Here is a 14,473-nt window from a genome sequence, read left to right as displayed (position 1 = left end):
GATGTTAAAGGCCCGCCACCCGAAAGGGCAGCGGGCCGTGCGAAATTCAACGGAAAATCAGACGGTGGTCCACCACACCGTGGTGTCGGCGGGCACCTTCGCCTCGTCGTCGACCTCGATGATCTCCCCGCTCGCCACCAGCACCCGGCCGTACGCCGGCATCGCCACCGACTCGCCGGTGGTGTTCGCGACGCACACGAACTCCCCGCGCCGGAAGGCGAGCACGCCCTCGGGCGCCCGCAGCCACTCCACGGAGGAGCCGGCGCCGAGGTCGGGCTGCTCGCGCCGCACGGCGAGCGCGGCCCGGTACAGCTCCAGGGTCGAGCCCGGCTCGCCGGTCTGCGCCTCGACGCTCAGCTCGCCCCAGCCGTCCGGCTGCGGCAGCCAGCTGCCCCCGTCGCCGAAGCCGTACGACGACCCGGCCCGGGTCCACGGGATCGGCACCCGGCACCCGTCGCGGAAGCCGTCCTGGCCCGCGCCCCGGAAGTACGCCGGGTCCTGGCGCACCTCGTCCGGCAGGTCCACGACGTCCGGAAGGCCCAGCTCCTCGCCCTGGTAGAGGTAGGCCGAGCCGGGCAGCGCGAGCATCAGCAGGGTCGCGGCCCGGGCCCTGCGCAGGCCCAGTTCCCGGTCACCGGCCAGGCGGATCTGGGTGCCGAGGCCGGGCGGGTTGGCGAACCGGGTGGCGTGCCGGGTGACGTCGTGGTTGGACAGCACCCAGGTGGCGGGGGCACCGACCGGGCGCATGGCCTCCAGCGTGCGGTCGATGACCTCGCGCATCTCCGCGGCGTCCCAGTGGGTGCTGAGGTACTGGAAGTTGAACGCCTGGTGCAGTTCGTCCGGGCGGACGTAGTGGGCGGTGCGCTCGATGGTCGGTGTCCAGGCCTCGGCGACGAAGATACGCTCCCCCGAGTATTCGTCGAGGATCAGCCGCCACTGCCGGTAGATGTCGTGCACGCCCTCCTGGTCGAAGAACGGCATGACATCGTTGCCCAGCAGCCTCACCTGGTCATGGGATCCAAGGTCGGGCAGCCCCTCCGCCTTCACCAGACCGTGCGCGACATCGATCCGGAAGCCGTCGACGCCCATGTCCAGCCAGAAGCGCAGGATGGAACGGAACTCGTCGCCGACCGCCGGGTGCTCCCAGTTGAAGTCGGGCTGCTCGGGGGCGAACAGGTGCAGGTACCACTCGCCGGGCGTGCCGTCGGGTTCGGTGACCCGGGTCCAGGCCGGGCCGCCGAAGATCGACTCCCAGTCGTTGGGCGGCAGTTCGCCGTATGCCCCCTTGCCGGGGCGGAAGTGGTAGCGGTCCCGCAGCGGGGAGCCCGGGCCCTCGGCGACGGCCCGCTTGAACCACTCGTGCTGGTCGGAGGAGTGGTTGGGCACGAGGTCGACGATGATCCGCAGGCCCAGCTCATGGGCGTCGCGGATCAGCGCGTCGGCGTCCAGGAGATTGCCGAACATCGTATCGACGGCCCGGTAGTCGGCGACGTCGTAGCCGGCGTCGGCCTGCGGCGAGGCGTAGAAGGGGCTGAGCCACACGGCGTCCACGCCGAGGTCGCGCAGATACGGCAGACGGGTGCGGACACCTTCCAGGTCGCCCATGCCGTCGCCGTTGCTGTCGGCGAAGCTGCGCGGGTACACCTGGTAGATCACCGCGTCCCGCCACCAGTCGCGACGCTTGGCGACGGTGGCGACCGCCGATGGGGAAGTGGGGTTGGGGGCGGCTGGGTGCTGCTGGCTCATGTCGTCCTTGATGCGTAACAGAGGTGTGGTCATGTGAGCGTGAGGTGGGTGGGTGAGAGGCGGCCGCGGCACAGCGGGGTCTGGGGGTCCCCCCCTGCTCGAAGAGCTTGGGGGGAGGGCACCGCGGCCGCCACGTCCGCGCCCTCTGGGGGCGCGGGGAACTGCGCGACCAGCCACGACGAGAGCCGCAGCCGGTCGAGTCGCGGAGGTCACCCCTTCGTGCCGCCGGCGGTCAACCCGGTCACCAGGTTCTTCTGCACGAGATAGAAGAACGCGGCGGCCGGTATGGCGATCAGAACCGCGGTCGCGGCCATGAGATTGCGCTGCGCGTCATGCTCGCTCACGAACGTCTGGAGACCGACGGCGAACGTGTACTTGTCGTCGCTCAGCAGGAACGTGGAAGCGAACGCCACCTCACCGAAGGCCGTGAGGAAGCTGTAGAACGCGGCGACCGCGAGGCCCGGCTTGGCCAGCGGAAGGATCAGCCGCGCGAAGGTGCCGAAGGGGGTCAGCCCGTCGACGCGCCCGGCCTCGTCGATCTCGAACGGGATGGTGTCGAAATAGCCCTTCATCAGCCAGGCGCAGTACGGCACGATCGTGGTGCAGTTGACAAGGATGAGACCAAGGTAGCTGTCGATGAGCTGGAGATCCGAGAGGATCTGGTACATCGGCACGATCAGTACCGCGATCGGGAACATCTGGGTGACCAGCAGCACCCACATCAGCTTCCGGTAGCCGGGGAACCGCATGCGGGAGACCGCGTAGCCGGTGGACGCGGCGACGACGACGCCGATCAGCGTCGTGCCCAGCACCACGACCAGCGTGCTCTTCAGCCAGTCGAAGAAGCTGGTGTCCTGCAGGACGAACGCGTAGTTGTCGAGCGTCATCTTGCCCCAGATACGTCCGGGGTGGAGGTAGTCGTCCTTGTCCGGGCCGAGGGACAGGAAGAGCAGCCAGGCGATCGGGAAGAGCGCGGTCAGGCTCGCGCCGATCAGGATGGCGTGCGAGACGAGGGAGGCCGCGCGGCTGTGCTCGCCGCGGCGGCGGCCCTTGCGGGGCACGTCGGCGGGTCGCCGCTCGGTGTCCGCGGCGGAGGTCTCGACGGTGGTCGTACTCATTTCGAACTCCTGCCTCAGATCGCGAGCTGCTGCTCGTTGCGGTTCAGCCAGCGGCGGTAGAAGGAGGTGAAGACGATCAGGATGGACAGGAGGAGGATTCCGTAGGCGGCGGACTGGGCGTAGTCGCGCGGCTGCTGTCCGAAGCCCAGATGGTAGGCCCACGTCACGAGGATCTGGGCGTCCGGGGCGGTGTTGCCGAACAGCAGGAAGATGATGGCGAACTGGTTGAAGGTCCAGATCACGCCCAGGAGCACGACCGTGGTGCTGACGGACCTAAGGCCGGGCAGGGTGACGTACCAGAACCGCTGCCAGGCGCCCGCCCCGTCCATCTCGGACGCCTCGTACAGGCTCGCGTCGATGGACTGGAGCCCTCCGAGCAGCGAGACCATCATGAACGGCACACCGCACCAGGTGTTGACCATGATCGCGGCGAACCGCTGCCAGAAGGTGTCCTCCAGCCACAGCGGCGTCGGCAGGTGCAGGAAGTCCAGGCCGGAGTTGATGATGCCGCCGTCGGCGAGCATGAACCGCCAGCCGAACACGGTGACGAAGGTCGGCACGGCCCAGGGCAGCACCAGGATCAGCCGGTAGAGGGTGCGGCCGCGCAGCTTCTGGTTGAGCAGCAGGGCGAGGCCGAGACCGATGCAGTAGTGCAGGGCGACACAGGCCGCCGTCCAGAAGACCGTCCAGAGGACGTGCGACCAGAAGCGGTCGTACGCCGTCGGGCCCCACAGGATGTCGGCGTAGTTGTCCAGGCCGATGAACCGGTAGGTGGCGTCGATGTGATTGACGCCGATCGTACGGGCGGTGTTGAGGCTGGTGGCGTCGGTGAGGGTGAGGTACAGGCCGTACGCCAGCGGATACAGCACGAGGACGCCGAGCACGATCGCCACCGGCGCGATCATCGCGTAGGCGTACCAGTGCTTGTGGAAGCCGTTCTTCAGCCGCTGGGCCGGCCCGGGCCGCGGTTCCCGCTCACCGCGCCGCTTGCCGGTCGCTCGGTCGATGACGACTGTCATGGTTCGACACCTTCTGGAGGTCCAAGGAGTTCAAGGGGAGCTGCCCAGGCCCGGGCGCACGCGCAGGCCGGTGGCCGCCGGGTCCCGTCCCCCATGACCGGGGGATCCGGCGGCCACGCGGCGGTCACTTGGAGAAGTCCGGCACCAGCTTGGTGATGGCGGTCTCGGCGTCGCCGAGGCCCTCGTCCAGGGACTCCTTGCCGCCCGCGATCTCGATCAGCTCGTCGTCGAGCGGGCCCCACAGCGAGCTGTACTCGGGCAGCGCCGGGCGCGGCTGGGCGGAGGACAGCACGCCCTGGTAGCCGGCGATGCCGGGGTCGGCCTTGACCTCGGCGGTGTAGGCGTCCTCGCGCGTGGGGAGCGTGGAGTTCTTCAGCGCGATGGTCTCCTGGGCCTTCGCCGAGGTCATGAAGTTGAGGAACTTCAGCGAGGCCTTCTGATGCGCCGGGTCGGAGCCGGCGTAGACGGAGAGGTTGTGGCCGCCGGTCGGGGCGCCCGCCTTGCCGGTGGAGCCGGCCGGGACGGTGGCGATGCCGAGGTTGTCCTTGTTCTTGAACGCCGAGCCCTTGTAGAAGTTGGTGATCTCCCACGGGCCCTGGACGATCGAGGCGACCTTGCCGCTGACGAACGCCTCCTGGATGTGGGCGTAGGCGTCGGCGGTGGTGTCGGCCTTGTGCAGGCCCTTACCGCCGAAGAGACTCTGCCAGGTGCCGTAGGCCTTCTTCGCCTCGGGCGAGGTGACGGTGATCTTCTTGGCGTCGACGTCGACGGTGTCGGTGCCCTCGCCGTAGAGGAAGCTCTGCGCGTAGTAGGCCTGGGTGGAGCCCCAGTAGCCGTCGACGCCGGTCTTGTCCTTGATGGTGGCGGCGGCCTTCTTCAGGTCGTCCCAGGTCTTGGGGGCCTCGACGCCGGCCTTCTTGAACAGTTCCTTGTTGTAGACGAGGGCGAGGGTGTCCGTGATGAAGGGGACGCCGTAGGTCTTGCCGTCGTACGTGGCCTGCTCGATCAGGCTGGGCTGGAACTTGTCCTGCTCGGCGAGGGCCTCGGTGCCGTCCAGCGGCAGGAAGAAGCCCTTCTTGGCGAAGGCCGGGGTCCAGCCGACCTCGGAACGCAGCACGTCGGGGGCGCCCTTGGAGCCGGCGGCGGTGTCGAACTTGTTCTGCGCCTGGTCGAACGGGACGTTGACGTAGTTGACCTTGATGTCCTTGTTGGCCCCCTCGAACTCCTTGACCAGGGCCCGGTACGTCGGCGCCTCGTTGGTGGCGTTGGAGGTGTCCCACCAGGTGATGGTGACCGGACCGTCGGCTTCGCCGCCGCTGTCGCTTCCGCCGCACGCCGTCGCCGCCAGGGCGAGGGACGCCACCAGCGCTGTGGCCGCTATGCCACGCCGCATGAGTTCTCCTTGAGGGTGAAAGCCCGTTTCGTGCTGCCGACTGCGCCGTTGGCCGCCGGGCGTCGGTGAGATTAGCCGCGCTTGAAGGAGTCGCGAAAGACCTTGCAGCAAAAAGATGCAAGAGGTGCGGATGGTTATCCCGCCGTGACCTCCCCTGACCGTTGTGGACCCGGGATTTCCGGGTTCGGCAGGGAGTCGGACAGCTGTGCAAGACTCTGCAAGCACTTGCCATCCGTTGCCGCCGGAGGAATCATCCCTTGCGGATCGGACGCCGACCACGACTTCGAGGGACCGCGATGACCAAGCAACCCGCAGCGGGCCGTGCGCCGACCCGCACCAGGCGTCCCGTCGGTGTGCAGGCAGAACCCCGACCGCTACAGTCCAGTGCTGTGACCACACGGCTTGCCGACATCGCTGCTCAGGCGGGGGTGAGCGAAGCGACCGTCAGCCGCGTCCTCAACGGGAAGCCGGGCGTCGCCGCCACCACCCGCCAGTCCGTGCTGGCCGCACTCGACGTGCTGGGCTACGAACGCCCGGTGCGGCTGCGGCAGCGCAGCGAGGGCCTGGTGGGCCTGATCACCCCGGAGCTGGAGAACCCGATCTTCCCGGCCCTGACCCAGGTCATCGGCCAGGCGCTGACCCGGCAGGGCTACACGCCGGTGCTGGCCACCCAGACCCCGGGCGGCTCCACCGAGGACGAGCTCACGGAGATGCTCGTGGACCGCGGGGTCGCCGGCATCATCTACGTCTCCGGGCTGCACGCGGACACCACCGCCGACATGCAACGCTACGACCGGCTGCGCGCGCAGGGCGTGCCGTACGTGCTGGTCGACGGCTTCTCTCCGAAGGTGCAGGCGCCGTTCATCTCACCCGACGACCGCGCCGCGATGAACCTGGCGGTGACGCACCTGGTGTCCCTGGGGCACACGCGGATCGGCCTGGCCCTGGGGCCCAAGCGGTTCGTGCCCGTGCAGCGCAAGATCGAGGGGTTCGTGCGCACCGTGCAGGACCAGTTGGGCCTGGCCGCCGAGACCGTCGAGACGGAGCTGGTCCAGCACTCCCTCTACACCCTGGAGGGCGGGCAGGCCGCGGCCGCGGCGCTGATCGAGCGGAACTGCACGGCCGTGGTCTGCGCCAGCGACATGATGGCGCTGGGCGCGATCAGGGCGGCGCGGCAGCGCGGCCTGGAGGTTCCGACGGACGTCTCCGTGGTCGGCTTCGACGACTCTCCGCTGATCGCCTTCACCGACCCGCCGCTGACCACGATCCGCAAGCCGGTCCCGGCGATGGGCCAGGCGGCGGTCCGCACGCTGCTGGAGGAGATCGGCGGGACGCCCGCACCCCACAGCGAGTTCGTGTTCATGCCGGAACTGGTGGTGCGCGGCTCGACCGCTTCGGCACCCGAGGACCGCGCTCGCCCCTGAGTTCCGCGGCTGGATTTCGCCGCAGAACATGCGGTCCGCACCAGAGCGGAGGATGATCGGGGGGACAGGACTTTTCTGGCAGACTTTGTGCCTATGGGTGACACGACCGTGACGACGCTGGACGACCGGGAAGCGGCCGTTCCGGACCTCGTCGCGGCCGATCCGGGGAAGAGTCTCCTCCCCCGGCTGCGCACCCCCCGCCGGCCCCGGTTCTGGTTCGAGATCCTGCTGATCGCGGTGAGTTACTGGACGTACTCACTCGTCCGGAACGCCGTGCCCGAGCAGAAGGCCGAGGCACTGCGCAACGCCGACTGGATCTGGCAGGCCGAGCACCAGCTGGGCATCGCCGTCGAGGAGTCGGTGAACCACGCCGTGAACTCGGTGACTTGGCTGATCATCGGCATGAACTACTACTACGCGACGCTGCACTTCGTGGTGACTCTGGGTGTGCTCGTGTGGCTGTACCGTCGCCATCCCGGCCGGTACGCGGCGACCCGCCTGGCGCTGTTCGCGACGACCGCCGTCGCTCTGGCCGGTTATTACCTGTATCCGCTGGCGCCCCCGCGGCTGATGAACGGCGGCGATTTCGTCGACACCGTCATGGTCCACCAGACCTGGGGATCGATGGCGTCCGGCGACCTGAAACACATGTCCAACCAGTACGCCGCGATGCCCTCGATGCACATCGGCTGGTCCGTGTGGTGCGGCCTGACGATCTTCGCCCTGGCGAAGATCCCCTGGGCACGGGTGCTGGGCCTGCTGTACCCGGCGCTGACGCTGGTGGTCATCGTCGCCACGGCGAACCACTTCTGGCTGGATGCCGTCGGTGGTGTGCTCTGCCTGGCCTTCGGGTTCGCTGTGGCCGGGGTGTGGTACGGGAGGCAGCCGTACGCACTGCCGCAGGGCGTGCCGAGGCGGGACGCCGGCGCGTCGCGGAGCCCGCGCGTACCGGTGGCCTCCACCAAGGCCTGACCCCCTCCGGCCGCGGCGGTGCCCAACCGGCTGAAGCCGCCCGTGCCTCACTGCCCCCGATACACCACGTACCCCCCGGTCACCGTCAGTCGCACCGGTGCCTCCGTCACCTCGCCAGTCCGTAGGGCCAGGGGAGGTCTGACCACGAAACTTCATCTCGCCGGAGACGGCGGCTGTCGGCCCTGGCGGTGCTGATCACGCCAGGGCAGTGGGGCGACGCACCTCAGTCGATCCCGGTCCTCGAGCGCGTTCGCGTACGACGGCCGGGTGGCGGTCACCCGCGCACCCGGCCTGATCACCTCAGCGACGATAAGGCGTACTCATCCCGTCGTAACCGCCGGTATCTGCGCCGGCGCCGGATCAAGCACACCATCCCCGAACCGAGGAACGCCCTCAAGGGCTTCCGTGCCGTCGCCACCCGATTCGACAAGGGGGCATACATCTTCCACGGCACCGTGACCGTCGCAGCCATTCGCCTCTGGCTGCGCTCATGACCCGCCGAACAGCCCTTGGGCGCGTGCGGTCAGCTCAGCCGGGCATCGGCGTACACAATCATCGCATCGCGCTGGTAGACGGCGAGACCGTCGGCGATCTTGTCGAAGTTGGCCCGCATCTGTGGGTCGTCGACATAGGTCTGGCCCACTCCCTTGTACGCGGCCGCGGACGGGGTCCAGAACCGGCAGATGCCCTGGTAGTTGGCGTCCACCTCGGCCTGTACCGCAGGGTCGGACACCGGCGTGCCGGCCACCATGAACTCCGCCATACGGATCATCTGCGCCGTCACCTCACGCTGCCAGCGCTCCATGTCCTCGGAGGTCATCGCCTCGACGGCCTGCTGGGACTGCTCCCACGCCTGCGGCCACCGCTCCCGTACCTCGGCCTCGGCCTCGGGGGGAGCCTGGAACCCCTCGAACAGGTTCTCCGGCTTGTTGATCTTCGTCATATGGCCCTTGCCCTCACCTTCTTCCAGTTCGGCGATGGTGCGGCCGACCGTACGGGCCAGCGTCTCCAGCCGGTCCCGTTCCGCGAGCAGCCGTTGGTGGTGCTCACGGAGCACGGCCACCTGGTCGAGCTGGCTGTCCAGGACCGCCTGGATCTCGCGCAGCCCCAGGCCCAGCTCCCGCATCAGCAGGATCTGCTGCAACCGCAGCAGATCGGCCTCCTCGTAGTAGCGGTGCCCGTTGCTCCCGATCCATGCGGGCGGCAGCAGGCCGATCTCGTCGTAATGCCGCAGCGTCCGCGATGTCACCTTGGACATCCGCGCCACCTCCGCGATCGACCAGGCCATTGCCGGTGCCTCCCTCGCCGGGCCGGTCTCTCCGGCCACACACATGACGGTAGAAGTTGCCGCAACGGAAAGCGCAAGCCCGAAGCCCTGTTGGACAGGCACCAGGGCCTGACCCGTCGGACAGGCCCTAGCGCTCCGCCACTCCGTAGAACAGCTCGTCCACCACGGCCCGGGCCCGGCGTGCCGTCCGCCGGTACGCGTCGAGCATGTCGCCGGCATGGCCGGGTCCGTAGCCCAGGTAGCGGCCCACGGCGGCGAGTTCACGCGGCTCCGTGGGGAACGTGTCGCCGGCCCGGCCGCGTACCAGCATGACCGCGTTGCGGACGCGGGTCGCGAGTACCCAGGCCTCGTCCAGTATGGCCGCGTCCTCTTCCGTGATGAGACCGGCCGTACGGGCGGCGGCCAGGGCCTCTCGCGTCCGGGTCGTGCGCAGGCCCGGCTCGGCCGCGCCGTGCCGCAGTTGCATCAGCTGCACCGTCCACTCCACGTCGGACAGACCGCCCGGGCCCAGCTTGGCGTGCAGTTTGGGGTCGGCCCCCCGCGGCAGCCGCTCGGACTCCATACGGGCCTTCAGCCGCCGGATCTCGCGCACGGCCTCGTCGGCGAGCCCGTCCGCCGGGTAGCGCAGCGGGTCGATCAGCTCGATGAACCGGCGGCCCAGGTCCTCGTCCCCAGCGACGTGTTCGGCCCGCAGCAGCGCGTGCGACTCCCATGTCAGGGACCACCGGCGGTAGTAGGCCGCGTACGACGTGAGGGTCCGCACGAGCGGGCCGGACTTGCCCTCCGGACGCAGGTCGGCGTCGATGAGGAGGGGCGGGTCGGCGCTGGGGATCTGGAGCAGCCGGCGCATCTCGGAGACGACCTTGCTGGCGGCCTGCCCGGCCTCCCGCTCGTCGACGCCGTCGCGCGGCTCGTGCACGAACAGCACGTCGGCGTCGGAGCCGTAGCCCAGTTCGTGGCCGCCGAAGCGGCCCATGCCGATGATCGCGAACCTGGTGGGCAGGCTGTCCCCCCAGCCCTCCCGCACCACGGCCCGGAGCGTGCCTGCGAGCGTCGCGGCCGTCAGGTCCGACACCGCGCCGCCGACCCGGTCCACCAGGGCGCCCTGGTCGGCCTCGGCGGCCTGTTCCTCGGTGCCGTAGGAGCCGACGATGTCGGCGGCGGCCGTGCGGAAGAGCTCGCGGCGGCGCACACCGCGGGCGGCCGTGACCGCCTGGGCGGCACCATCGGCCCGTTTCACCGCGGCGAGTATCTCCTGCTCCAGATGGGCGTGGGAGCGCGGTTCCAGACCGCCGCCGTCCCCGTCGCCGAGCAGCGCCACCGCCTCCGGGGCGCGCATCAGCAGGTCGGGGGCGAGCCGGCCGGCGGACAGCACACGGGCGAGGTTCTGCGCGGCGGCGCCCTCGTCCCGCAGCAGCCGCAGGTACCAGGGGGTCTTGCCGAGCGCGTCCGACACCTTGCGGAAGTTGAGCAGACCCGCGTCCGGGTCGGCCGAGTCGGCGAACCAGCCCAGCAGCACGGGCAGCAGGGTGCGTTGGATGGCGGCCTTGCGGGTGACGCCGGACGCCAGTGCCTCCAGGTGGCGCAGGGCGGAGGCCGGGTCGGCGTATCCGAGGGCGACCATCCGCTCCCGGGCCGCCTCGGCACTCAACCGGGCTTCGCCGGTGGCGAGTTGGGCGACCGCGTCGAGCAGCGGCCGGTAGAACAGCTTCTCGTGCAGACGCCGTACGACGGTGGCGTGCCGTTTCCACTCGCGGTGCAGGTCGGCGACCGGGTCGGTGCGCAGCCCGAGGGAGCGGCCGATGCGGCGCAGCTCGGCCTCGTCCTCGGGCACGAGGTGGGTGCGCCGCAGCCGGAACAGCTGGATCCGGTGCTCCATGGAGCGCAGGAAGCGATAGGCCTCGTCGAGCTGGGCGGCGTCGGCCCGGCCGACGTACCCGCCGGCGGCGAGGGCCTTCAGCGCGTCGAGGGTGGTGCCGCTGCGCAGCGAGGTGTCGGTCCGGCCGTGCACCAGCTGGAGCAGCTGCACGGCGAACTCGACGTCCCTGAGGCCGCCCGGGCCCAGCTTCAGCTGGCGGTCGACCTCGGCGACGGGGATGTTCTCCACGACCCGGCGGCGCATCTTCTGCACGTCGGGGACGAAGTTCTCGCGCTCGGCGGCCTTCCACACCAGCGGCTGGACGGCGGCGACGTACTCCTCGCCGAGGCCGAGGTCGCCGGCCACGGGGCGGGCCTTGAGCAGCGCCTGGAACTCCCAGGTCTTGGCCCAGCGCTGGTAGTAGGCGAGGTGGCTGGAGAGGGTCCGCACGAGCGGACCGTTTCTGCCCTCGGGCCGGAGGTTGGCGTCCACCGGCCAGATGGACCCCTCGACTGTCGTCTCCGAACAGATCCGCATCATGTGCGAGGCGAGCCGGGTCGCGGCCCGGACGGCCTTGGTCTCGTCGGCGCCCTCGACGGCCTCCCCGACGAAGATGACGTCCACGTCGGAGACGTAGTTCAGCTCGTGGCCGCCGCACTTGCCCATCGCGATGACCGCGAGCCGGCACAGGGCGACGTCCTCCGGCGCGGCAGCCCCGGCGATGCGGAGGGCGGCACGCAGGGTGGCGGTGGCCAGGTCGGCGAGCTCGGCGGCGGACTCGGCGACACCGGTGGTGCCGCACACGTCCCGGGCGGCGATGGACAGCAGGCAGCGCCGGTAGGCGACGCGCAGGGAGACGGCGTCGGTGGCCTCCGCGAGACCGGCCTCGAACTCCTCCACCCCCGGGTGCAGGTCGTACGCCTCGTACATGACGAGCGCCTGCCAGTCGTCCGGGTGCCGGGTGAGGTGGTCGGCGAGGGCGGTGGAGGCACCGAGCACACCGAGCAGCCGGTCGCGCAGCGGCTTGGACGAGATCAGCGTGTCGAGCAGCTCCCGGCGGGCGCCGTGCTCGGGCTGGGCCTCCAGCAGCCGGACCAGCCCGAGCAGCGCGAGGTCGGGGTCGGCGGTCGCGCCCAGCGCGTCCAGCAGCACCGGGTCGTCGCGCAGTGGCACGAGCTCGGCGCTGTCCAGGAGCCGCTCGGCGGCGGAGGCGTCGGTGAAGCCGTGCCGCAGCAGCCGCGTGAAGGTACTGCTCCTGCGCCCCGGCGCCGCCGTCATTCCGGCCTCCCTCGGACTTGCCTCGGATGTTCTTCGGATCAAGGTCGTACGTCTTTGAGCGTAGCCGCAGACGTCGGTGGAGGCCCCGATGAGTTCGTCAGGCGGACGGGGTCGGTCTCCCCTGTGGGGTGCTCCGTCGCGGCTGCCGACGGCGGAGTGCGGTTCACGGCAGCCGGAGCTGTTTTGGATCACGACGGTGCGGCCGGGCGGGGGCCAGCACTCCCCCATTGCTTCAAGGGCACAAGGGGGGACCGCCATGCCCGTCTGCTTGATGATGATCCGTGCCGTGGAGTCCGGGATCGGCAGGCGGTGCGGTTGCGTGGACACACCGCCGTCTACGCGGTGACGCCGCACACGTTTTCGGCTTCGTTGACGTGCTCCCTGGCATGAAGTCCTGGGATTCCGGTCTGGGTCGTCTGACCCTTCCGAAGGCTTCCTGCTTCACCGCGCTGTGCCGGGACTTTCGTCCTGGTCTTACCTGCGCTCCACGAGGCGTTTAGTGTCTCCGCCCGTCCGGCGGCGACGATACGGCGTCCTTCGAAGAGGACGTTGCGGGCTGCGTTGTGGTCGCGGTCGTGCACGGTGCCGCATCCGTCGCACGTCCACTGCCGGACGTGCAGGGGCTTGGGGCCGTCCCGGAATCCGCAGGCCGAGCAGACCTGCGTGGACGGGAAAGCGCGGTCCACCTTGGCGAAGGTACGACCGTGCAGAGCCGCCTTGTACTCCAGCATGCCGACGAACGAGGACCAGCCCGCGTCGTGCACGGACTTGGCGAGCCGTGTGCGGCCGAGGCCGGACACCGCGAGGTCTTCCACGTACACCGCTTGGTTGTCGCGAATGATCTGTGTGGATGCCTTGTGGTGGAAGTCCCGGCGCCGGTCGGCCACCTTGGCGTGCTGGCGTGCGACCTTGGGGCGGGCCTTGGCCCGGTTCTTCGATCCCTTGGCCTTACGGGACAGCTCCCGCTGAAGGCGCTTGAGTTTCTTCTCCGCCCGGCGCAGGAAGCGGGGGCTGTCGATCTTCCGGCCGTCGGACGCCGGCAGCCGACGGGACCACTTGACGTTGAGGTTGCCGACCCTGGCCACGGACACCGTGCCATTGTTCTGGAGGGCGAAGGCGTTGGTGGTGAGGCGGATCGACTGCCGGGTGTCCTTCTTCGACTTGTACCGGGGCGGCCCCACTTTCCGGCCCTGCCGCTTGCCCTTGGCTGAGTCGAAGAAGTTCTTGTAGGCGGTGTCCAGGTCCCGCAGGGACTGCTGCAGGACGACTGCTGACACATCGGCGAGCCAGGCGCGCTCCTCGGTGCGCTTGGCCTGGGTGATGCCCAGCCGGGACAACTCAGCCGACTTCACATACGGCAGCCCCGCCGCGTGCGCTTCCTTCCGGTCGCGCAGACAGTCGTTCCACACCACACGGGCACCGTATGGACGCTCCGTGGCCGCTCGCTGCGAAAGATCACATCCAACCGGAATTGCTCACGATGTAAGCAACTGCGTTCGAGGACTTCGGTGGACTGAAGGAGTTCAGCGGCGAACACAATCATGTTCACCTGTTGGTACACGACCCACCGAAGCTCGCCGTCTCGAAACTGGTCAACAGCCTCAAAGGCGTCTCCGCCCGCCGGATCAACCCCGCCATCATGCACGGACACCTGTGGTCGCCCTCGTACTTCTCCGCATCCTGCGGCGGAGCACCGCCGGCAATCGTCCGCCACTACATCGAGCAGCAAAACGTCCGTTCCAAGGTGCCCGTCAGAGCAGTCCCGAGATGCGTTTCGTCCCCCGGCGTCAACGCCGGGCTCTCACGCAAGATCGCCGGTAAGGTGGATCCGTTCAGCCAGACGAGGTGGCGGTTCACCGATGCCTGACAAAGGAGTCACGCCATGGACTTCACACTCGAAGTCATTCCGCTGCCGGTGACCGACATCGACCGTGCCCGGGACTTCTACCGGGACAAGGTCGGCTTCCACGTGGACATCGACCAGGAGGTCATGCCCGGGATGCGGATCGTCCAGCTGACGCCTCCCGGCTCCGGCTGCTCGATCGCCCTCGGCGATTCGATCTGGGAGATGACCCCCGGCCCCACCCCGGCCCCCGGCTCCTACCAGGGCCTGCAACTGTGCGTCGCCGACATCAAGGCGGCCCACGCGGAACTAGTCGAACGCGGTCTCGACGTCTCCGAGCCGGTCCAGTACGCCCCCGACGACGGCGCGACGTTCATGCACTTCCAGGACCCGGACGGCAACGGCTGGGCGATCCAGGAGTACCGCCGCCGGGCTACGGAGCCGCTGCACCAGTTGCTGGCGGACCTGAAGCGGCAGAGGGGGTGACCCCGCCGGGCTTCGCCCGGGACGGGGCCGACGGCGTCCTCCCCGTCG

General features: G+C 69.5%; 10 protein-coding genes and 2 pseudogenes. 5 read left to right on the top strand and 7 right to left on the bottom strand.

Features of this window, described 5'->3' with window-relative positions; genetic code table 11:
- Positions 1-57: 57 nt before the first annotated feature.
- The 4 genes from ACZ6TU_RS08625 to ACZ6TU_RS08610 all read right to left on the bottom strand — a co-directional run bounded on the left by ACZ6TU_RS08625 (position 58) and on the right by ACZ6TU_RS08610 (position 5,276).
- Positions 58-1,746, bottom strand: coding sequence for a glycoside hydrolase family 13 protein (locus tag ACZ6TU_RS08625; protein WP_467680913.1), 1,689 nt, complete (start codon positions 1,744-1,746; stop codon positions 58-60).
- Positions 1,747-1,955: 209 nt separating this feature from the next.
- Positions 1,956-2,864, bottom strand: a complete 909-nt coding sequence (locus tag ACZ6TU_RS08620; protein WP_469547506.1) for a sugar ABC transporter permease — start codon at positions 2,862-2,864, stop codon at positions 1,956-1,958.
- A gap of 14 nt (positions 2,865-2,878) precedes the next feature.
- Complete coding sequence (locus ACZ6TU_RS08615; RefSeq protein ID WP_467680831.1) at positions 2,879-3,883, bottom strand: carbohydrate ABC transporter permease; 1,005 nt, start codon at positions 3,881-3,883, stop codon at positions 2,879-2,881.
- Positions 3,884-4,007: 124 nt separating this feature from the next.
- The gene (locus ACZ6TU_RS08610) at positions 4,008-5,276 is read right to left on the bottom strand and encodes an extracellular solute-binding protein (protein WP_469547504.1); all 1,269 of its coding nucleotides are present in this window, start codon (positions 5,274-5,276) and stop codon (positions 4,008-4,010) included.
- A 389-nt stretch (positions 5,277-5,665) separates the two neighbouring features.
- On the opposite strand from ACZ6TU_RS08610, the gene ACZ6TU_RS08605 reads away from it, so the two are divergent.
- The 3 genes and pseudogenes from ACZ6TU_RS08605 to ACZ6TU_RS08595 form a co-directional block, all read left to right on the top strand.
- Positions 5,666-6,700 (top strand): LacI family DNA-binding transcriptional regulator, encoded by a 1,035-nt coding sequence (locus tag ACZ6TU_RS08605; RefSeq protein WP_469547502.1) that lies wholly within the window; start codon positions 5,666-5,668, stop codon positions 6,698-6,700.
- A gap of 93 nt (positions 6,701-6,793) precedes the next feature.
- Positions 6,794-7,672, top strand: coding sequence for a phosphatase PAP2 family protein (locus tag ACZ6TU_RS08600; RefSeq protein ID WP_469547500.1), 879 nt, complete (start codon positions 6,794-6,796; stop codon positions 7,670-7,672).
- Positions 7,673-7,795: 123 nt separating this feature from the next.
- A pseudogene (locus tag ACZ6TU_RS08595) lies at positions 7,796-8,166 on the top strand (transposase); the annotation flags it as partial.
- Positions 8,167-8,195: 29 nt separating this feature from the next.
- On the opposite strand, the gene ACZ6TU_RS08590 reads toward ACZ6TU_RS08595, so the two are convergent.
- The 3 genes from ACZ6TU_RS08590 to ACZ6TU_RS08580 all read right to left on the bottom strand — a co-directional run bounded on the left by ACZ6TU_RS08590 (position 8,196) and on the right by ACZ6TU_RS08580 (position 13,508).
- On the bottom strand, positions 8,196-8,960 hold the full coding sequence (locus ACZ6TU_RS08590; protein WP_469547849.1) for a MerR family transcriptional regulator: 765 nt from the start codon (positions 8,958-8,960) through the stop codon (positions 8,196-8,198).
- A 127-nt stretch (positions 8,961-9,087) separates the two neighbouring features.
- Positions 9,088-12,096, bottom strand: coding sequence for a bifunctional [glutamine synthetase] adenylyltransferase/[glutamine synthetase]-adenylyl-L-tyrosine phosphorylase (locus ACZ6TU_RS08585; protein WP_467680823.1), 3,009 nt, complete (start codon positions 12,094-12,096; stop codon positions 9,088-9,090).
- A 335-nt stretch (positions 12,097-12,431) separates the two neighbouring features.
- Positions 12,432-13,508, bottom strand: a complete 1,077-nt coding sequence (locus tag ACZ6TU_RS08580) for an RNA-guided endonuclease InsQ/TnpB family protein (RefSeq protein WP_467680821.1) — start codon at positions 13,506-13,508, stop codon at positions 12,432-12,434.
- A 101-nt stretch (positions 13,509-13,609) separates the two neighbouring features.
- On the opposite strand from ACZ6TU_RS08580, the pseudogene tnpA reads away from it, so the two are divergent.
- Together tnpA and ACZ6TU_RS08570 are read left to right on the top strand one after the other, a co-directional pair.
- Positions 13,610-13,825: pseudogene (gene tnpA / locus ACZ6TU_RS08575) on the top strand (IS200/IS605 family transposase); the annotation flags it as partial.
- Positions 13,826-13,978: 153 nt separating this feature from the next.
- Positions 13,979-14,425 carry a VOC family protein gene (locus ACZ6TU_RS08570; RefSeq protein ID WP_467680819.1) on the top strand — a complete coding sequence of 149 codons (447 nt, stop codon included), beginning with the start codon at positions 13,979-13,981 and terminating at the stop codon, positions 14,423-14,425.
- Positions 14,426-14,473: the final 48 nt, after the last annotated feature.

The organism is Streptomyces sp. NPDC052064, assembly GCF_055585925.1.
The sequence above is the reverse complement of the archived record's forward strand: the minus strand, read 5'-3'. Positions and strand labels throughout refer to the sequence as shown.